Here is a 20,213-nt window from a genome sequence, read left to right on the forward strand (position 1 = left end):
ATCTCCTACCGGCCTGGCAGGAGCGGAGATCGCTAATACCGAGCGCGGTTATTTTTCTCCCTTCATACTAGGGGGATGGTCGGTATTGTTCATAAAAATCTCCAAAATTACTGCAATTTGCAGCGGGCGGTATTCTAACTCTGAAAATAAGAGATTGCACGCAAATTTTGCACAAAAAAAGAGCGTTGCTATCAACGCTCTTTTTCTATAAATCACAGTGATATTTTATCACTATCAATTACTTAACAGTAACTCTTGCAAACTTACGTTTACCTACCTGATACACTGCAGTACCGGCCTCTGGTACCAGTTTTGTATCTTCGATTTTAGCACCATCAATCTTCGCGGCACCCTGACGAATCATACGCATCGCATCTGAAGTCGAGTTTACGAGACGCGCTTCTTTCAACAGGTTTGCAATCGCGATTCCAGCTTCAAAGTCGAACTCTGGCATCTCTTCTGGCATTGCACCTTTCTGGAAACGGTTAATAAATTCCTGCTCAGCTGCATCAGCATCTGCCTGAGTGTGGAAACGAGCAATGATCTCTTTCGCAAGCAGTATCTTGATGTCACGAGGGTTTTTACCTGCTTCTACATCAGCTTTGAACTTAGCAATTTCTTCAAGCGGACGGAAAGAAAGCAACTCGTAGTAGCTCCACATCAAGTCGTCAGAGATAGACATGATCTTACCGAACATTTCGCTCGGCGCTTCGCTGATACCGATGTAGTTACCAGCAGATTTAGACATCTTCTTCTCGCCATCAAGACCAACAAGAAGAGGCATCATCAATACTGCCTGAGGTTTTTGACCATTTGATTTCTGTAGTTCACGTCCCATTAGCAGGTTGAACTTCTGGTCAGTACCACCTAGTTCAACATCTGTTTCCATTGCCACAGAGTCATAGCCCTGAAGAAGCGGGTACATAAACTCATGGATAGCAATTGGCTGACCACCAGCATAACGCTTTTTAAAATCATCACGTTCAAGCATACGAGCAACCGTCTGGTTTGCAGCAAGACGAATCATACCTTCCGCACCAAGCGCTGATAGCCACTCTGAGTTAAACTGAATCTTTGTCTTTTCAGGATCAAGAATCTTGAATACCTGCTCTTTATACGTTTCAGCATTGCGCAATACATCTTCGCGACTTAGTGGCGGACGAGTATTGTTTTTACCTGTTGGGTCACCAACCATTGCCGTGAAGTCACCAATCAGGAAAGTTACTTCATGACCCAGTTCCTGGAACTGACGTAACTTGTTAAAAATAACAGTATGACCAAGGTGAATATCTGGAGCAGTTGGATCGGCACCCAGCTTAATTCTTAGAGGACGCCCCTCTTTTAGTTTTTCAATCAGTTCTTCTTCTGGAAGAATCTCTTCGGCACCGCGCTTTATCTCGGCCAGTGCTGCTTCAATACTCGCCATTCTTGTTTGCTCCCACAGATTTGGCAAAAAAATAATAGTGAGACATATTACTTGAATAGCGATGTTTTTTGAAACCAGTTAGACTCTTGTATTCACTATTTTTGTATTTTTTTCTGTTATCGCTAAATATGCTATTAACTTTCCAACGTTTACCTGCTGTTCATAGAGTATTAATCGTTCTCATATCAGCCTTTCTAGTCTTTATTATGTTTCTTCCCGATGCAGAGGAGTTGATGGAAGATCAGCGAACTCTGGAAGTAGGACACCACTACCCGCTAGCGATTAATGCCGAAGCACTACACTCCGGTGTCGATGTCCAGCCAACTGCTCTGATTCGGTGGGAAAAGCACTCAGTAAAATCAGGAGAAAGTGCAGCGGTACTATTTAATCGTATTGGATTGTCTGCAAGATTGTTGCATAACCTCATTAACTCAGACAAAGAGATTAATAAGCAGCTTTCTCGACTGCGCCCGGGCGATGAGCTGCTGTTTGGGTTTGATGAAAAAAATGAACTAGTGCAATTAGTACGAAACCTTACTCCATACAAAACATTCCGAATTACAAAATCAGGAAATACATTCCACTCCGAATTTGATGAAAAAGAAGTAAATATCCAATACAACTATACCGAAGCGGAAATTACTTCAAACTTCTGGAATGCCGCCATTGGCGCGGGTATGACACCAAACCAGATCATGGAACTGGCAGGAATCTTTGGTTGGGATGTGGACTTTGCTCTGGATATCCGCTCTGGAGACTCCTTCCAGGTACTTTATGAAGAGCGCATGGTTGAAGGTGAAATTATTGGTCGCGGTCGTATTATTGCTGCAACTTTCACCAACCGGGGTGATATGTTTAAAGCAGTGTACGATGACAAAACAGAAAACTACTACGATGAAAACGGCAGAGCGATGAAGAAAGCATTCCTTCGTTCACCTGTCGACTTCAGACGCATTACATCAAGCTTTAACCCACGTCGTAAACACCCAGTCACTGGTAAAGTTACTGCTCACAGAGGCATAGATTATGCTGCACCTGTAGGCACGCCTATTTGGGCTGCAGGTGATGGCACGGTAATGAAATCAAGCTACAACAAGTTCAACGGTAACTATGTCTTTATCAAACACAGTAACACCTACATAACTAAGTATCTCCACCTGAAAAAGCGATATGTAAAAACTGGGCAAAGAGTTAAACAGGGACAATCAATCGGAGCGCTGGGTGGAACTGGTCGAGTTACAGGCCCACACCTTCACTATGAGTTCTTAGTAAATGGTGTACATAAAAACCCGAGAACGGTAAAGCTGCCACAGTCTAAATCACTAACCGGGGCTCACAAGCAGGAATATATGAAGGTTGCGGCACAGCGTCTTAAAGAACTGGATAGATATGGAAAGTTAGTGTTTGCTCGTTAACTACAAAAATAGAGGATGAGACATTCCTACATAAAGTCGCTGCAAGATGTCCCTATGCGCTCCAAGTTTTTCTTCCTTGAAAAACAGGCTTTATTCCGGAACATCACAACCTCTACTTAACGGAGGTAATACACAAAATTTGGTTCACACGAGAGGCGTGGGAACCAAACGGGAGTATGGGAAGTTAAGCGCTACGAACGATGAATCGCGTCGTTCGCTTGCTTGAGCAGGTTTTGGCTCTCTGTCATAAACTGCTGTGAATAATCACCAAACCAGTCACTCACCTGATTAAAGCTCTCTACAAACGCTTCTTTGTCATTACTATCCAGCACTTTTAGTGCTTCACCGAAACATTGATGGAATCGCTTAATCATCTCGATATTTTCTTTAGAAGAAAGGATGATATCTCCGTATAGATTCGGGTCTTGTCCAAACAGACGACCAACCATTGCCAATTCCAGACGATAGATTGGAGAGCTCAGTTGAAGCAATTTATCGATATTTGGATTCTCACGGCTCAAATGCAAACCATAAGCAAAAGAAGTAAAGTGACGAAGTGCCTGAATCAATGTCATACCATGATCATGTTCTTCCGCGTCGATCTGACACAGACTCGCACCCCAGATTCCAAACTGTTCGAGCAACCACTGATATTGCTCACTACCACGACCATCACAGTAAACAATGACCTGCTTAGCAAGGCTAGGAACATCTGGGCCAAACATAGGGTGAAGACCCACAACGGGCCCCTGATGTACTTCGAGCATCTTAGCTAACGGCTTAGACTTAATAGAAGTGAAATCACAAAGAATGCAGTCCTCAGGCAGGTTAGATAGTTTTTCAATCACCCCTTCCGTCAGATGAATTGGAACGGTTACTACTACCAATCCGGCTCCATCAAGAATCTCGTCCGCGCGGTCCCAGTCTTTACTGCCCAGAACCTTTACTTCGTAGCCAGAAAGCGCAAACATCTTGCCGAACAAACCACCAAGCTGACCTTTACCACCAACAATCACGACAGAACGAAGCTCTGGGTTCAAACATTTAAAGCCCGAGTCTTTTTCACTGGCATAAGATTCACGCATGGTGCGACGAAGAATGTCCTCAATTAACTGAGGCGGAACACCTTTCTTCGCGGCTTCTTCGCGCCTTGAAGCCAACATCGCAGCTTCACGGTCTGGTGCATAAATTGGCAAACCATATTCGCTTTTGACTTCACCAACCTTCTCTACCAAAGCAAGACGTCGAGCTAATAGCTCGACCATCTGCTTATCTACTTCATCAATCTGATCTCTTAACTCGTTTAGTTCAACAGCCATCACTAACCTTTTCTTAAACTTTGCAGCCGCAGCAATTCTTTCATCTTGTACCGTATTGGGTCATGGATTGCCGGGGGGGCCCGATGTAATAAACATGCAAACACACATAAGACAACTATCAATGTATTCACATCTTATGCGGTTTATGGAATCGGGTTCCCTCGGTAATTCATATACAACCCTTATCGTTACTTCAGGCGATCCTGCAAAAATGGTACTAGTTCTTTATGTGCATGTCGAAGCAGAGTTTCCGTTGTGTCCCAGTTAATACATGCATCTGTGATAGAAACCCCATATGCCATTTCATCAACAGGAATATCCGACGGTTGATTACCTTCATTCAGATGACTCTCGATCATCAGACCGATAATAGACTTATTGCCTTCACGAATCTGATGAATCACATCTTCAGCAACAAGCGGTTGACGACGGTAGTCCTTACGTGAGTTAGCATGGCTACAATCCACCATTAGCGAAGCATCAAGACCATTCTTAGCCATCTCCTGTTCGCACTCAGTCACAGAAACTGAATCGTAGTTCGTCTGCTTGCCACCACGAAGAATCACATGACCATTCGGATTACCCTGAGTCGTTAGCAACGCTACCTGACCGTCACGGTTGATACCCATAAAGCGGTGACCTGACGATGCAGCCTGCATCGCATTGATTGCAGTCGCCAGACTACCATCAGTACCGTTTTTAAAGCCGATAGGCATTGAAAGACCACTCGCCATTTCACGGTGAGTCTGAGATTCTGTTGTGCGTGCACCAATTGCTGCCCAGCTAAATGTGTCTGCTAAGTACTGCGGGCTAATAGGATCCAACGCTTCTGTTGCCAATGGAATATCCATCTCAGCCAGATCCACTAATAACTCGCGACCAACATTCAGACCGTGCTCAATATTGAATGTGCCATCTAACTGAGGGTCGTTAATTAACCCTTTCCAACCAACAGTGGTACGAGGTTTCTCGAAGTAAACTCGCATAACAATGTAAAGCTGATCACTAAGTTCTTCCGAAAGCGCTTTTAGGCGTTTTGCATACTCTTTCGCGGCATCGACATCATGTATAGAGCAAGGGCCGCACACGACCAGAAGTCGATGGTCTTTCTTATGAATAATGTTCGCGATGGTTTCACGTGATTCCTGAATAGATTTACGCGCTTTTTCGCTTAGGGGAAGTTTTTCTTTTAGCTCATTAGGGGTAACAAGCACCTGCTCGTCACTAATGTTAATATTACTTAGTTCACTCTTTTGCATCTCTAGCACCGTAAATTTATTTTTACACTCCAGTTTACACAGAAGCGTATTAACCTGTTTAATAACGGCCAAGATACCAGCAGATAAAAAAGAATCAAGCGTAAATATTAAAAAACACCACTGTAAATAATAATTTACAGTGGTGTTTTTTATTAACGGGTATAACGAGGTATTAGTTTTGTACGGCTATCCAAGCTTTTAAAGCTTCACGATCAGCATCTGACATTTTTGGATACCAGCTTTTAAACTGATCAAGCGTAGGGACAAATCCTGTTTCCTGCACTGCCATCGGTTCCGCATCCCTAACACCAAATACAACACCATTCTGTTTGTTTTGATCTACAACGAGCGATTCAATATCACCAAAAGGTAAGAAGCCTTTCTTTCCTTTTATTGGGGCATACTCGTAATTTATCTCAGTATCGTTTGAAATCAATTTGATATCTGGTTGAGACTTAAAGTGCCTCTGCGCTTGATCATAGCTGCTTAGGCTTGGAGGCAAAATCACAACATCTTGCTCAGAGGCATCGAACGTCAGTAGAAACGGATCGGATTCGAAAATCTTCTTATTAGAACCACGGCCAAAGACTTTATAAATACGAATGGCAATTTGGTTTTTTCCAGAATCTATCTCTACCGCACTAGTATCATTCGCCGTTTGTTTTTCATTCACAACCAGCAATCGAACATGTTTTTCTGGTACCAGCTCCACCGCATATACATTGCCAACAATGAGCATCGCGAGCAGAGAAAAAATCACCGATTTCATAACATTCCTTATAATTTGTTTTTAAGTCCCGATTATTAATTCTCTAAATCAAAAGATCAGCAAACATACAGAATATTTTAGAAAAATTTAGAAAAACTCACCCACGACAGCAAGATGTGGCAAAGCTCCTACCCATTAACAGCAAATATCACTTATCATTTAATCAATAAATGAAACTCTCCGAGCGATATTATCAGCATGGATTTAGTCCTTTCTCTCTTGCAACAGATGTGTGTCTACTTAGTTCTCGCCTACATGCTAAGTAAAACGCCTCTATTTCTTCCTATTTTGGGAATGTCTACCCGCCTTGAAAACAGAATAAATTGTTATGTCATTTTCTCTTTGTTTTGTGTACTAGGCACCTATTTAGGACTTCAGATAAATGACGCAATCGCAAACACCCGAGCTATTGGTGCTGTGATGGGAGGACTATTTGGAGGGCCGGTTGTTGGGTTTGCCGTGGGACTGACCGGGGGCATGCATCGGTATACCCTTGGAGGTTTTACTGATGTCGCTTGTGCTATCTCAACGACTGCAGAAGGCTTAATAGGTGGTTTACTTCACATCTATATGGTGAAAAGACACAAACACGAACAGCTTTTTAATCCCGCTGTTGTTTTGTCTATCACCTTGGTTGCAGAAATTGCCCAGATGATCATTATCCTGGCAGTGGCCAAACCATTTGATCAAGCCTACTCACTTGTCTCTGCTATTGCGGCTCCAATGATCATTGCCAACTCTGTGGGTGCAGCCCTTTTCATGAGTATTCTTCAGGATAGAAAGACCATTTTTGAGAAGTACTCCGCGACCTTTTCTAAACGTGCGCTGACAATCGCGGAGCGCTCTGTTGGTATTCTCGCCTCTGGCTTTGATTCTGCAAACGCAGAAAAGATAGCCCGTATCATTTACGAAGAAACTAATGTCGGCGCTGTCGCCATCACAGACAGAGAAAGAATTCTCGCGTTCGTTGGTATAGGAGATGATCACCATAAACCTGATATGCCTATATCCTCTCAGTGTACTTCTAAGTCTATGGACAATAATGAAATCATCTATTTAGACGGGAAAGAGAACCCTTACCAATGTTCTATCTCCAGCACCTGTAAGTTGGGTTCGGCACTAATTATTCCGCTAAAAGCGGGCGATCAGGTAATCGGGACAATCAAGCTCTATGAACCAAAACGTAAGCTGTTCTCAACGATCAACATGTCAATGGCTGAGGGGATCGCACAACTTTTGTCCAGCCAGATTTTATATGGGAACTACCAGCAGCAGCAAATTCACTTAAATCAGGCTGAAATCAAACTGCTTCATGCTCAGGTAAACCCGCACTTTTTGTTTAACGCACTCAATACCATTAGCGCAGTTATTCGCAAAGATCCGGACAAAGCAAGAGAACTCATACAGCATCTCTCACACTTTTTCAGGAGCAACTTAAAGCAGAATATAGAAACTGTTACGCTTAAAGAGGAGCTGGCACACGTAAATGCCTATCTGACTATTGAGAAAGCGCGCTTCTCAGACCGGTTAGAAGTAGATGTGGATATTGAGGAGTCACTTCTCGACCGAACCATTCCAAGCTTTACATTGCAGCCGTTAGTTGAGAACTCTATTAAACATGGTATTTCTCAATTACTGGAAGGCGGATTGGTTCGCATCTACAGTAAATGTAATGATCTTGGCTGCGAAATTGTTGTAGAAGACAACGCTGGAAGTTATCAGGAACCCGATGAAAACCATTCAGGGCTCGGAATGCAGATCGTGAGCAAGCGCTTGACCAGCTACTTTGGTCATGAAGGCACACTTAAAATAGACTTTAAGAAAGAAGAATACACGCGAATGAGCTTTATCATTCCGCACCAACAGAAAAGGGACAAGGCGTAATCATGCTTACTGCTATCGTCATTGATGACGAGCTTTTAGCCAGAGAAGAGTTAACCGAGTTGATTCAACAAAATCAGCAAATTCAGGTTGTTGACGAAGCCAGCAATGCTATCGAAGGTCTTAAAAAAATAAACGCCATTAAGCCTGACATCGTCTTCCTTGATATACAGATGCCTCAGGTAACAGGTATCGAATTGTTGGCAATGCTGGATCCCGAAAACATGCCTTATGTAGTCTTTGTTACCGCCTTTGATAGCTACGCAATTCAAGCTTTCGAAGACAACGCCTTCGACTACTTATTAAAGCCGGTTGATCCAAAACGATTAGAAAAAACTATCTGCCGAATCATAAAACAGCAGAGCAAAGAGGCCGAAGTTCAGGATCTCTCAACTATCTCCCCTCCTACACTTGAACAAATACCTTGTATTGGCCTGAACCGAATCGTGATTATTCCAACGAAAGATGTCGAATTTGCTTTCAGCGATATCAGTGGTGTGCATATCCAAAGTTCACAGCAAAATGCGACAACTCAACTAACGTTGAAGACTCTGGAAGAAAAGACAGACTTGTTGCGCTGCCATCGACAATATCTTGTAAATACGTCAGCGATAAAAGAGATCAAATTGCTTGAAAATGGACTCGCAGAGATTATCACTCTAAGTAGCCATGAAATTCCTGTGAGCAGAAGATACCTGAAAGTACTAAAAGAGAAATTGGGTATTGGATAATCACCCATTAATGAGCAGGCAAACTAGACCAATAAAGGCTGATTCACATCAGCCTTTATTAATTAAATCAAGACAACACTCTCTTTACCGCTTCACTTGCGAGCTTCCACTCCTCAGAGGACTTCAGCTCATCCAGAGTAAATGAGCGTTGTTTGATAAGACCGTGAGCCTGAGGAACTTCCATCACTTCTAAGTTATCCAGTACTTCCGCTGCATATTTGCGGTTGTTACACATCAAAACCATATCACAACCCGCTTTCAGAGCTTGTTTAGAGCGTTCAGCAGCACCGCCCATCACAGATGCGCCTTCCATGTTTAAGTCATCTGAAAACACGAGACCTTTAAACCCAAGCTTATTCCTAAGTACCTCTTTCAACCAGTATTCTGAACCACTAGCGGGTTTGTCATCATACTCAGGAAAAACCACATGTGCTGGCATCATGGCATCTAGTGTGCCGGCATTTATCTGGGTCTTAAATATCGCCATGTCACGTTCAAAAATATCCTGGCGAATATCATATGGAGTCTCCAGATGAGAATCCGCAATAACACCACCGTGGCCTGGAAAGTGTTTGCCCGTCGTTGCCATTCCGACCGACTTCATCCCTTCCATAAACGCTGTACTGTGTTTGATTATGGTGTCAAAATCAGAGCCAAATGCCCGATTACCAATAGCTTTGCAATCATGGCCCTGATCCAGCACAGGAGCAAAGCTAATATCGATGTCGTGAGCAATCAGCTCTGCTGCCATTAACCAGCCTGCTTGCTTAGCAACTGCTTCGCCATTTTTTTGTTCTGCATAAGCTTTTGCAGGGGGAATCAAAGAAAAACCATCTCTGAAGCGTTGGACCCTTCCGCCCTCCTGATCGACACCAATTAATATCGGTTTACGAGCACTTTTTCGAATGTCCTTGTTGAGTGCAATAAGCTGCTGATTGTCATGATAGTTTCTCGCAAAAAGAATCACGCCACCAACCGTTGGGTGTTCAAGGATCTCTCGATCTTCCTGATTTAGCTCGCAACCTTCCACATCTAGCCAAAGTGGTCCCATTTTTATCTCCTGACTTGCATTCTTCTCATTATTTTCCTCAAATTTCTGGTCTTCGTAATCAAAATCTCATCTAAGTGTCTGTTGTTACGCTAATTTGACTTTACAATACCAGCGTAAAGATAGAATCTTTAACTTCTGTTGATTTAGGTAAACCGAGGCATGAGTGTAATGGATACAGGTGAACTCTACATTGGTGTGATGTCAGGAACAAGCATGGACGGTGTGGATACTGCACTGGTTCGTATTGAAGGTTCAGAAATTGAACTTCTGTCTCACGACGTTTACCCTCTGCCGCAAGAGTTAAAACAAGAGTTACTGACCGTGTGCCTTGGTCAGGAAACCACACTAAGACAGGTTGGAAAACTTGATCACCATCTGGGACAACTTTTCGCTAAAGCTGTCATTCAGCTTTTAGATAAATCTCATTTCAGAGCAGAAGACATTACCGCTATCGGAAATCATGGACAAACAGTTTTCCACCAGCCCTATGGTGATGACCCTTTCACACTACAACTCGGTGATGCCAATATCATTGCGGCAAAAACCGGAATAAAGACGGTTGCAGATTTCAGACGAAAAGATATGGCATTGGGTGGTCAGGGAGCACCGCTCGTTCCTGCATTTCATCACACTATTTTTCATGCAGAAGAGTCCTCTGTCGTTGTCCTTAATATTGGGGGCATCGCCAATATATCGGTTATGCAACCAGACAAGCCAACACTGGGCTACGATACGGGCCCCGGTAATATGTTGATGGATGCCTGGATAGAGAAAAAACTTGGAAAAAGGTTCGATAAAGATGGAGAGTTTGCCCGCACTGGTAACTGTATAGACGAACTATTAGATAGCCTATGTAATGATGGATATTTCAACCTTACTCCCCCTAAAAGCACAGGCAGAGAGCTGTTCAACCTTCCATGGCTAATAAATCAACTAGACAGTTTTGAGGGTAGCTTTCACCCCGAAGACATTCAGGCAACCCTCGCTGAGTTTACTGCCGTTACCATCTGCAACGAAGTTACGAAATACTCATCGGGGCCTGCCCCGGAGCTGCTCGTATGCGGAGGGGGGGCAAAGAATCAGTTATTAATGGAAAGAATAAAGCTGCACCTCCCTGGGTGGCAGGTAACAACAACAGACAATAAAGGAGTGGATAGCGACCATATGGAGGCAATGGCATTTGCCTGGCTTGCCCAAAGGCGCATTCACAACCTTCCAAGCAACCTTCCGGAAGTCACCGGTGCTTCAAAGCAAGCATCACTTGGTGTTATTTATCCGGCAGACTAATTGAGAGTTTCAGATGGCTAATGACGCGTTAATTTCAGCACTTTCAAACCTTATTTCTGAGGGAAGAAACCCAGCGACTATGGATATAGATTTACTACCCTCGATAGAGATAGTAACGAAGTTGAATCAACAAGATAAGCAGGTACCTGAAGCTGTAGAAAAGGTGTTGCCGGAAATTGCTGAAGCAGTTGATAAGATCGTAGAGGCTTTCAATCAAGGTGGTCGGTTGATCTACCTTGGAGCAGGAACCAGTGGTCGCCTGGGTATCCTTGATGCTTCAGAGTGCCCTCCTACATTTGGTGTGTCAGATGAAATGGTTATCGGGCTTATTGCCGGGGGACACGGAGCCATTTTCAAAGCAGTAGAAGGCGCTGAAGATTCACGTACATTAAGTGTCGAAGACCTGAAAGAAATCGACTTTTCCAAAGACGACGTACTAGTCGGTTTGGCAGCTAGTGGACGAACCCCATACGTAATAGGTGGGCTCGAATATGCAAACTCTTTGGGTGCAGCTACCGTAGCTATTTCTTGTAACCCAGGGTCAGAAATCGCCCACATTGCTAAGATTGCCATTAATCCAATAGTCGGACCCGAAGCATTAACAGGGTCAACGAGACTTAAGTCAGGGACTGCGCAAAAGCTAATACTCAATATGCTGACCACTGCTAGCATGATTCGCCTAGGGAAGAGTTACCAAAACCTGATGGTTGATGTAAAAGCGACAAACAAAAAACTAACCGCTCGCGCTTCAAGAATCGTCATGCAGGCAACAGACTGTGATGCAGATACTGCCCGTAAGATACTCAGTAAAACCGAGTTCGATGTTAAGCTCTCTATCCTGATGATTCTGACTGGCTTAGATCTAAAAGAAGCAAGAGAGCAACTGGACAAACAACAAGGCTTTTTAAGAGCAGCTGTAGAAAACCAAAGCTAAGCCTAGATACCCTCTAGTGCCGGTTCCAACACACCCGAGTTACTCAGACAGGAGCTTCGACCTGAAATGAGAAAGAGCAGAACCGGCAACATCAAAATCATACATACTTACCGATGTAGAGACTTCTCTAAAAGAATCCGCATACGGAGTATCCGCCAAAAGTTTTTCTAGCTCTTCCGCTGTAGCCGATGCCTCTGTACCATATTCAGCGATTTGACTTTCAAGCTGCTCAATCAGAGCTTCAACCTTGGCTTTATCAAAATCGTAATCAGCCTTACTTGTAACTAATGCTAACTTATCACTCAAGTCTATTAGAGTTGGCTCTAAAACCTGTTCTAATTCTGTCAGCAAACTATCTAAATTAGGCATTCCATCCTTAGATGCGAGTTCAAGCTTTTCTGCAGCATCAAAGATCTCAGACGCCCCTATAGTTCCTGCAGCTCCCTTTAATGTATGTGCTACTCGAACTGCAGCATCAATGTCATCTGTTCTTTCTCTGGCAGAGCTGTAGTCAGAAATAAAGGTTCGACCGTTACTCAAAAAATGATTCAACAGCTTTAGATATAGTTCCCTGTTTTCCTGAGTTCGCTTGAGGCCATTTTCTATATCTATTCCTAAAATGCCATCAAAAGGTAGTGCTTCATTTTTTGGTTTATTGATATCGGTATCTGTGTCACCACTTGATTCAGAAGGATGAATCCATTTCGCCATGGTTCTAAACATACTTTCAATGTCAATCGGCTTGGATATATGGTCATCCATCCCAACTTCCAGCACTTTTTCTCTATCCCCGACAAGGGCATTTGCCGTCATAGCTATAATAGGAAGATCCTTGTATTTGGGTAGTTTCCGAATCTCTTTAGTCGCAGTGTAACCATCCATAATCGGCATCTGACAATCCATTAAGATGCCATCGAAGTCATGCTCAGCTAACAAGGTGATAGCCTGCTGACCATCACCTGCAACCTTTACCTTCATTCCGTTGCCGGACAGAAGATCTAATGCAAGCTCCTGATTAATCTCATTGTCCTCTACCAATAAAATGCTAGCACCATGTAGCGCAGCTTTCGCCTCCAATAGAGTGCTGCTAGTGACCTGCTCCTTGTGCTCTGCCATTGCCTCTTTACCCATAGCCAGCAAAACAGAATCGAGCAGTGTTGAAGGTGTCACAGGTTTCGATATCAATCCACCAATGCCAAGATCTTCTGCTACTTCAGTCAGGCTTTCTCTGCCATGAGAGGTCATAAGGATAATTTCTGGTTTTAGAGAGATGTTTTGCGCCTGTCGAATCTGATGTATGGTTTCTATTCCATCCATTCCCGGCATATCCCAATCCATAAGTACCAGGTCAAATGGTGCTTTTGACTCTGCATTAGCCAACACCTGCAGCGCCCCTTTACCACCAGTAACCGCCTGAGAATAGAAGCCAAAATTACTCAGAAGCTGAGTAAATATCCCCCTTGATGTGTTATTGTCATCAACAATCAGGACTTTAAGAGCCCCTAATTCCGCTGCGATCTCTTCTTTAATATAAGACTGCTGCTTCTGTTTGAATAGCGGAATAGAAAAGTAGAAGGTGCTGCCTTCTCCAGCGACACTTTCACAGCCGATCTCTCCCGACATTATCTCGACCAAGTTCTTTGATATTGTGAGACCCAGACCAGTACCACCGTACTTCCGGGTTGTAGAAGTATCTGCCTGAGAAAATGACTGGAATAACCGACTCACCTGCTCATCCGTCATTCCTATGCCTGAGTCACTCACCTCGAAGCGAAGGTGAAGTGTTTCGTTATCTTCTGCAAGAACGATAACTTTAATGACGACCTCACCTCCTCGTTCAGTAAACTTCACAGCGTTATTTCCCAGGTTTGTAAGAACCTGACCAAGCCTGAGAGGGTCGCCAATAAGTGCGGTTGGCAGATTACCCGGAATATCAAAATGGAATTCAAGAGCTTTCTCTTCAGCACGCAAGCCAACAATATTGGCTAATTGTTCAAATACATCTTCCAACCTGAACTCTATGCTTTCTAGATCCATCTTACCGGCTTCTATCTTAGAGAAGTCCAAAATGTCATTGATGATACCCAACAGAGACTCCGCACTCCGATGAAGTTTCTCTACGTAATTGCGTTGTTTTGTTGTTAAATCAGTCTCAAGCGTCAGGTGGCTCATGCCAAGAATGGCATTCATAGGGGTACGTATTTCATGGCTCATGTTCGCCAAAAAGTCGGACTTAGCTTTGTTTGCGTCTTCTGCTTGCTGCATAGACTGCTTTAACGCCTGCTGCTGTGCTTTTCTCTCACTAACATTACGAGCAATGCCCATTGTTCCTTTCAATGAACCTTCTGCACTCATTAACGGCGTTTGAACCAAATCAAATGGAACAAGTTCATCACCAAGCGTAGTATCCGGTATCCACACCTCAAACTGTTGAGTCGATCTGGTCCGAACAACTCGTTTATCGTCTTCCTGAATTCGTTGAGCAGTATCTTGATCAAACAAATCATCGTCGGTTAACCCGGCCACCTCAACAGCTGGCTTTCCAACCAATGTCGAAAATTGGTGGTTTACATCAATATATCGACTGTCTTTATCTTTAATAAAGATAATGTCTGGAATGCTGTTAAATAATGTTGTAAGCAACAGGTGCTTATCTTCCGCTTCTTCTTTCGCTTGCTTTAGGCTGATATTCAGTGAATTCAGGTTGGATTGAGAGCGACGGATGATAACCATTAGCCAAAGCATGGTGATGGTGAAAACAAGAATGATATAGATAAGATAGTCAGACATATCGCTCAACACATTTATGCTCACCAGTCTGTCATCGAGAAACTGCCGTAAGATATAGTCTGACTCCAGTGCAGCGGTAATCATATCTGAGCTGGTGTTGATCTCGTTTATTTCAGTCTCAACCAGCTTTTTATATCCACTTAAGTAGTGTTCTAAGCTTGGGATAAACGAAGAGAATGCTTTGATATCATTAATGTTATAGAGCTGACCTGACAAGCCGTCAGCGATAGTTATGACCTCTAGCATGGATTCAACTACTGACTTCGAATAGTGCACCCGCGAATCAATAGACTTTACTTGCGCATAGTTTTTTTCTGTCTGGCGTAGTCGTTCATATCGAGCAGCTAAAGCCTCTGTCGCTCCGGAAATTTTCACCAGTTCATTCAGCTCCAGTTGCTTAGCGTCTAAAGACTGGTGAATAGCATCTACAACATTATTTTGGTTATTTCGCAGGCTATAAGCTGTACTTATCAATGTGTCTAGCGATTGTTCCAGGCGAACAAGCAATGAAGAGGATTTGTTCAGCCGTTTTCCCTCGTTTATGGCAGCCTGAATCAGGTCTAACGTTTCCTTATAAGTTTGATATGCAGCATCAAGCTCTCCTAATAACTGAAGGCTGGTTGAGTCTTTAATGCGAGTTTGGAGAGTGAATCCAGAAAAGCTGATTTCATTCAATTCACGATACAATAGATTGAGAAGCCCTTGTGTTGGGTCTGAGAGAAAAGTGAGTTGATTAAACCTAAGATTCAGAGCATTGATAATTATGTCATTGGACATGGATGTGTTATCCGTGACCTCTGACTGCCTTTTTTTCAGCCTTTCTATCGAGAGATTGACGTGCTTAATATATTTCTTCTGGTACCCATAAAGAAGCCGGATCGAAACTGCCGCATCCAACTCATGTCGGCTCATACTTTGTCTGATATCACGTGAAGAGTTTCGCAGCTCCACAAAATAAGTGAAGTTGTCCCGATAAGTAATGACTTGATCGTAGAACTGCTGAAAGGCAAGCTGAGTTTCGGTATCCAATATTGCCGCTTCCGACTTTAGAGACTCTAGCTTTTGAATCAAGCGCCCTATCTCTAACTCGGTTTTTTGAGCGCCTTCTCTATCATTGTCACGAACATAACTAAGCTCACTCAGCCTGGCATTATCCATCATCAGAGTTAATTCTGATGTGGCTGAAAATCTATCGATGGTAGTAAAGACCAAACCTGACCAATAAATTAACGCTCCGAAAAACACAAATATCAAAAGTGTTACAAAGCCAATTAAGTACTGCCCTTTTCGATACAAATCCTCAATAACCATAAATAGTCATCCATACCTGGCTGTGTTATTTGCCTAACTGAAGCGTTAATTACTTTCGTTCCAACCTCGTTGCCATTCCATACGAAACTTCTGTGCCTGCTCCGTACCTTCACAGACGCCTTCATAGTAGTGACCTGAAAGCCCCATTTGATAGGCAAAATCTGGGTTGCAGTACTCGCTGACACCCTCTAGATACCCCTGATCGTATTGCCCCTGATTTGCAACCCCAAGTTCAGCTAACTGTCTATGGTTACGAGGTGGCTGGCCCTTTATACCGTCCCGATAACCTATTTCTTTCCAATTACCTTTAGCAGCGAGATCTTCAAGCCCAGCACTACACCCTGTTAGTGCCACTAAACCAAGCAATAAGGCTATAAACGTCTTCATTTTTGTCCTTTTAAAATTTAGAGTTTGCTAACAAGCCTAGCTCTCAATTTAGGGAACAACAACAGAAATGTTATATAACATTCTGATTTTATTAACCTGTATCATAAAGAAGTCAGCTTGTGAGCCACATCTCCTTTATCTTTCTTCAAAACCACTTACTTCGTTTATTGACCGCTTAGTTCTCTATAACACCACTAACACTGCCTGTTAATGAATCTATCAATGCATCGCTTTAATATTGACCATGAACTATATAATTAAACTTACGTGGGACAACTATTATGATGTGGTTTCTATTCTGTATCGCAGCTCTGATTGCTGGATACTTTATTTACGGTGCCTTTGTTGAAAAAGTATTTGGTATCAACGAAAAACGCCAAACTCCAGCGCATGTAATGAATGACGGTGTCGACTATGTACCAATGTCAACGCCTCGAGTTTACCTTGTGCAGCTACTGAACATTGCGGGTGTAGGTCCAATCTTTGGCCCAATCATGGGTGCTCTGTACGGCCCTGCGGCTCTACTTTGGATTGTTATCGGCTGTATCTTCGCTGGTGCGGTACACGATTACTTCTCAGGTATGCTTTCTGTACGTAACAATGGTGCTTCGATTCCTTCTATTACCGGTCGCTACTTAGGCAACGGTGCTAAGCACTTTATGAACATCTTTGCTATCGTACTACTGCTTCTTGTTGGTGTTGTATTCGTATCTGCTCCTGCAGGTATGTTAACTAACCTTGCAAACGAACAGCTTGATCTTGGCGTAACTAAAATTGTAATGGTTGTTGCAATCTTTGCTTACTACATCATCGCTACTATCGTTCCTGTTGATAAGATCATCGGTCGCTTCTACCCATTCTTTGGTGCACTACTAGTATTCATGTCTGTTGGTCTGATGATCGCTGTTGGCGTATCTGCTGAGCACACTGTACTTGGTGGTTTCACAGTTAGCGACATGTTCTCTAACATGAACCCTAACAACCTGCCTCTATGGCCTGCACTATTTATCACTATCGCTTGTGGTGCTATCTCAGGTTTCCACGCAACTCAGTCTCCTCTGATGGCTCGTTGTATGGAAAATGAGAAGAACGGTCGTTTCGTATTCTACGGAGCAATGATCGGTGAAGGTATCATCGCTATCATCTGGTGTACTCTTGCTCTTACTTTCTTCGACGGTATTGCTGGTCTTCAGGAAGCAGTTAAAGCGGGTGGCCCAGGTAACGTGGTTTACTCGTCTGCATTCGGTCTGCTAGGCACATTCGGTGGTATCCTAGCGTTCCTAGGCGTAGTTATTCTGCCTATCACTTCAGGTGACACAGCGTTCCGTTCAAGCCGTCTGATTCTTGCTGAGTACTTTAACATCGGTCAGAAGACTCTTCCTAAGCGTCTGATGATGGCTGTACCACTATTCGTAATCGGTGCAATCCTGACTCAAGTAGACTTCGGTGTAATCTGGCGTTACTTCGGCTTCGCTAACCAGTCAACGGCAACTATCATGCTATGGACTGCGTCAGCTTACCTGCTACGTCACAACAAACTACACTGGATTGCGACTGTACCAGCTCTATTCATGACAACTGTATGTGTATCTTTCATCATGAGCAGTGCGAAACTGGGCTTCGGTCTTCCAATCGCTACAGCAACTATCATCGGTGTTGTTGCAGCAGCAGGCATCTGTGCTTACGTTATCAAAACTTCTAAAGGTAAAGGTGAAACTGACCTTGCTGATGAAGAAAAGCCAGAAGCTAAACCAGAAACAGTTTAATCAGTTATAGTCACCTCCCTTGACAACTGATACTCAAAGGGCTCCGCAATTGGATTGCGGAGCCCTTTTTCGTGTAACTAGCATCACCGGCATGATTACCAGAATCCTCTCTTCCGCTAACCGCATAAGCCGTTATTTCGTTGAGATTCAACTTCTTCACTTTGCATGTTTGCCCCGTAGAGCACTCCGGTAAACCTACCTAACTAGCAACAGATATTCTTGTACTCAATGGTATGCGCCATGCATGTGCGGTTGGGGTTAGGTTGGTACTTATCAGGTGTTTGCAGCATGGATGCTGCATCCAAGCCTACATGGAAGTATCTACGGCGACCTGAGAAGTATTAACCTAATCCCTGACGATTTGCTTTGCTGTTTAAGTGGTTGTGATTAAACGCTCTTTACTTGAAGTTCCCTCGGAACCTCAAAGAACATATTCTCTTCACGACCAGTCAGTTCTTCAACTTCAGAAGCACCAAGCTCTTTTACCCGGTCGATAATCTGGTTTACAAGCTCTTCAGGTGCAGAAGCACCAGCAGTCACTCCAATTTTACCCTTTCCTTCCAGCCACTCAGCTGAAATATCTTCCGGGCAATCTGTCAGATAGCCTGGAGTACCTAGCTTTTCTGCCAGCTCTTTAAGACGAGTAGAGTTAGAAGAGTTCTTTGAACCAACCACAATTACCACATCAACATCATTCGCCAGTTCACGTACAGCGTCCTGACGATTTTGAGTTGCGTAGCAGATATCATCTTTACGCGGGCCCTGAATATCCGGGAACACTTCACGTAGCTTATCGATAACATCTGCAGTTTCGTCTACAGAAAGCGTTGTTTGGCTTACGTAATGCAGATTCGACGGGTTCTTAACTGATAGTTTCTCTACATCTTCTGGCCTCTCCACCAGATACATACCACCCTGGTCACTATCGTACTGACCCATAGTACCTTCAACTTCCGGATGTCCTGCATGACCGATAAGAACCACTTCCATATGCTTGCGGCTTGCTCGCGCAACTTCCATATGAACCTTGGTTACCAGTGGACACGTTGCATCAAAAACCGTTAAAGCACGAGCCTTCGCTTCCTGACGAACAGCCTGAGAGACACCATGCGCAGAAAAGATAACAATATTGTCATCCGGTACTTCATTAAGCTCTTCAACAAATATTGCGCCACGCTGTTTCAAACCTTCAACAACAAAGCGGTTGTGTACAACTTCATGACGAACATAGATAGGTGGTTCGTACATTTCCAGAGCTCGCTCTACTATACTGATCGCTCTGTCTACTCCTGCACAAAAACCTCTAGGGTTTGCCAGTAATATTTTTTTGTTTTCACTCATCTTATTGCTCTGTTTAGTCTCGTTTACTCAACGGACAATATTTCTACTTCAAATGTCAGGTCTTGACCGGCTAGAGGATGATTGAAATCAACCGTTACCGAATCGCCTTGAATCTCTTTAATAATCCCTGGGATTTCCATTCCGTCAGGGCCTCTGAATGCCATGATAGTACCAACTTCTACCGCTGTATCACCAACGAATTTCGCCCTATCCATATGATGGATATTATCCGGGTTAGGCATACCAAATGCATCTTCTGCTTTTAGGTCAACACTGCTTTTATCGCCTGTTGATAGTCCTAATAAATGGCTTTCAAAGTTATCACTCAAGCTACCATCACCAATAATCAGCTTAGCGGGTTTACCCATAGAGTGAGTGCTATCGGCAATAGAGCCGTCTTTTAGCTTTATTTCAAAATGAAGAGTTACAGCTGAATCATTTTTTATTGTTGTCACGTTATCTTCCTTGGGATCATTATTGTAATAGTCAGTAGCCTTTATAGACAAAAGCGCCACCGGAATCAACCGACAGCGCTTATGGATATTC

The 20,213-nt window shown here is 43.4% G+C and carries 15 protein-coding genes; 6 read left to right on the forward strand and 9 right to left on the reverse strand.

Translation table 11 applies throughout. The features are described 5' to 3' along the window. Positions 1-238 precede the first annotated feature (238 nt). Positions 239-1,426 carry a tyrosine--tRNA ligase gene (tyrS, locus tag SNR28_RS23135; protein WP_375751209.1) on the reverse strand — a complete coding sequence of 396 codons (1,188 nt, stop codon included), beginning with the start codon at positions 1,424-1,426 and terminating at the stop codon, positions 239-241. A gap of 128 nt (positions 1,427-1,554) precedes the next feature. Here tyrS and SNR28_RS23140 point away from each other — a divergent pair, with 128 nt between their 5' ends. Next, positions 1,555-2,841 (forward strand): peptidoglycan DD-metalloendopeptidase family protein, encoded by a 1,287-nt coding sequence (locus tag SNR28_RS23140; protein ID WP_375751211.1) that lies wholly within the window; start codon positions 1,555-1,557, stop codon positions 2,839-2,841. A gap of 191 nt (positions 2,842-3,032) precedes the next feature. On the opposite strand, the gene tyrA is transcribed toward SNR28_RS23140, so the two are convergent. The 3 genes from tyrA to SNR28_RS23155 form a co-directional block, all read right to left on the reverse strand. Further along, on the reverse strand, positions 3,033-4,160 hold the full coding sequence (gene tyrA / locus SNR28_RS23145) for a bifunctional chorismate mutase/prephenate dehydrogenase (protein ID WP_375751213.1): 1,128 nt from the start codon (positions 4,158-4,160) through the stop codon (positions 3,033-3,035). Between the two features lie 188 nt (positions 4,161-4,348). Then, on the reverse strand, positions 4,349-5,419 hold the full coding sequence (locus SNR28_RS23150) for a 3-deoxy-7-phosphoheptulonate synthase (RefSeq protein WP_375751214.1): 1,071 nt from the start codon (positions 5,417-5,419) through the stop codon (positions 4,349-4,351). A gap of 172 nt (positions 5,420-5,591) precedes the next feature. After that, positions 5,592-6,188: a DUF2057 family protein gene (locus tag SNR28_RS23155; protein ID WP_375751216.1), complete on the reverse strand. Its 597-nt coding sequence runs from the start codon at positions 6,186-6,188 to the stop codon at positions 5,592-5,594. A 198-nt stretch (positions 6,189-6,386) separates the two neighbouring features. On the opposite strand from SNR28_RS23155, the gene SNR28_RS23160 reads away from it, so the two are divergent. Together SNR28_RS23160 and btsR are read left to right on the forward strand one after the other, a co-directional pair. Next, positions 6,387-8,072: a LytS/YhcK type 5TM receptor domain-containing protein gene (locus SNR28_RS23160; RefSeq protein ID WP_375751217.1), complete on the forward strand. Its 1,686-nt coding sequence runs from the start codon at positions 6,387-6,389 to the stop codon at positions 8,070-8,072. A gap of 2 nt (positions 8,073-8,074) precedes the next feature. Beyond that, complete coding sequence (btsR, locus tag SNR28_RS23165) at positions 8,075-8,800, forward strand: two-component system response regulator BtsR (protein WP_375751219.1); 726 nt, start codon at positions 8,075-8,077, stop codon at positions 8,798-8,800. 67 nt (positions 8,801-8,867) lie between these two features. Here the strand turns inward: btsR and nagZ are convergent, their stop codons facing one another. Then, positions 8,868-9,851, reverse strand: a complete 984-nt coding sequence (nagZ, locus tag SNR28_RS23170) for a beta-N-acetylhexosaminidase (protein ID WP_375751221.1) — start codon at positions 9,849-9,851, stop codon at positions 8,868-8,870. 168 nt (positions 9,852-10,019) lie between these two features. Between nagZ and SNR28_RS23175 the strand changes: the two genes are divergently transcribed. Together SNR28_RS23175 and murQ are read left to right on the forward strand one after the other, a co-directional pair. Beyond that, positions 10,020-11,138, forward strand: a complete 1,119-nt coding sequence (locus SNR28_RS23175; protein ID WP_375754152.1) for an anhydro-N-acetylmuramic acid kinase — start codon at positions 10,020-10,022, stop codon at positions 11,136-11,138. Positions 11,139-11,151: 13 nt separating this feature from the next. Then, positions 11,152-12,072 carry an N-acetylmuramic acid 6-phosphate etherase gene (murQ, locus tag SNR28_RS23180; RefSeq protein ID WP_375751223.1) on the forward strand — a complete coding sequence of 307 codons (921 nt, stop codon included), beginning with the start codon at positions 11,152-11,154 and terminating at the stop codon, positions 12,070-12,072. Positions 12,073-12,111: 39 nt separating this feature from the next. Here murQ and SNR28_RS23185 read toward each other — a convergent pair whose 3' ends face one another. Then, positions 12,112-16,173, reverse strand: a complete 4,062-nt coding sequence (locus tag SNR28_RS23185) for a response regulator (protein ID WP_375751225.1) — start codon at positions 16,171-16,173, stop codon at positions 12,112-12,114. A gap of 45 nt (positions 16,174-16,218) precedes the next feature. Further along, the gene (locus SNR28_RS23190; protein ID WP_375751226.1) at positions 16,219-16,560 is read right to left on the reverse strand and encodes a DUF2799 domain-containing protein; all 342 of its coding nucleotides are present in this window, start codon (positions 16,558-16,560) and stop codon (positions 16,219-16,221) included. Between the two features lie 281 nt (positions 16,561-16,841). Between SNR28_RS23190 and SNR28_RS23195 the strand changes: the two genes are divergently transcribed. Continuing rightward, positions 16,842-18,326, forward strand: a complete 1,485-nt coding sequence (locus SNR28_RS23195; protein ID WP_375751228.1) for a carbon starvation protein A — start codon at positions 16,842-16,844, stop codon at positions 18,324-18,326. Positions 18,327-18,713: 387 nt separating this feature from the next. On the opposite strand, the gene ispH is transcribed toward SNR28_RS23195, so the two are convergent. Then, entirely contained in the window at positions 18,714-19,667 is a 954-nt protein-coding gene (gene ispH, locus SNR28_RS23200) for a 4-hydroxy-3-methylbut-2-enyl diphosphate reductase (protein ID WP_375751230.1), read from the reverse strand. A gap of 23 nt (positions 19,668-19,690) precedes the next feature. After that, complete coding sequence (fkpB, locus tag SNR28_RS23205; protein WP_375751231.1) at positions 19,691-20,122, reverse strand: FKBP-type peptidyl-prolyl cis-trans isomerase; 432 nt, start codon at positions 20,120-20,122, stop codon at positions 19,691-19,693. Between the last annotated feature and the right edge of the window lie 91 nt (positions 20,123-20,213).

The organism is Vibrio iocasae (genome assembly GCF_042245395.1).
In the GTDB taxonomy this organism is placed as follows: domain Bacteria; phylum Pseudomonadota; class Gammaproteobacteria; order Enterobacterales; family Vibrionaceae; genus Vibrio; species Vibrio iocasae.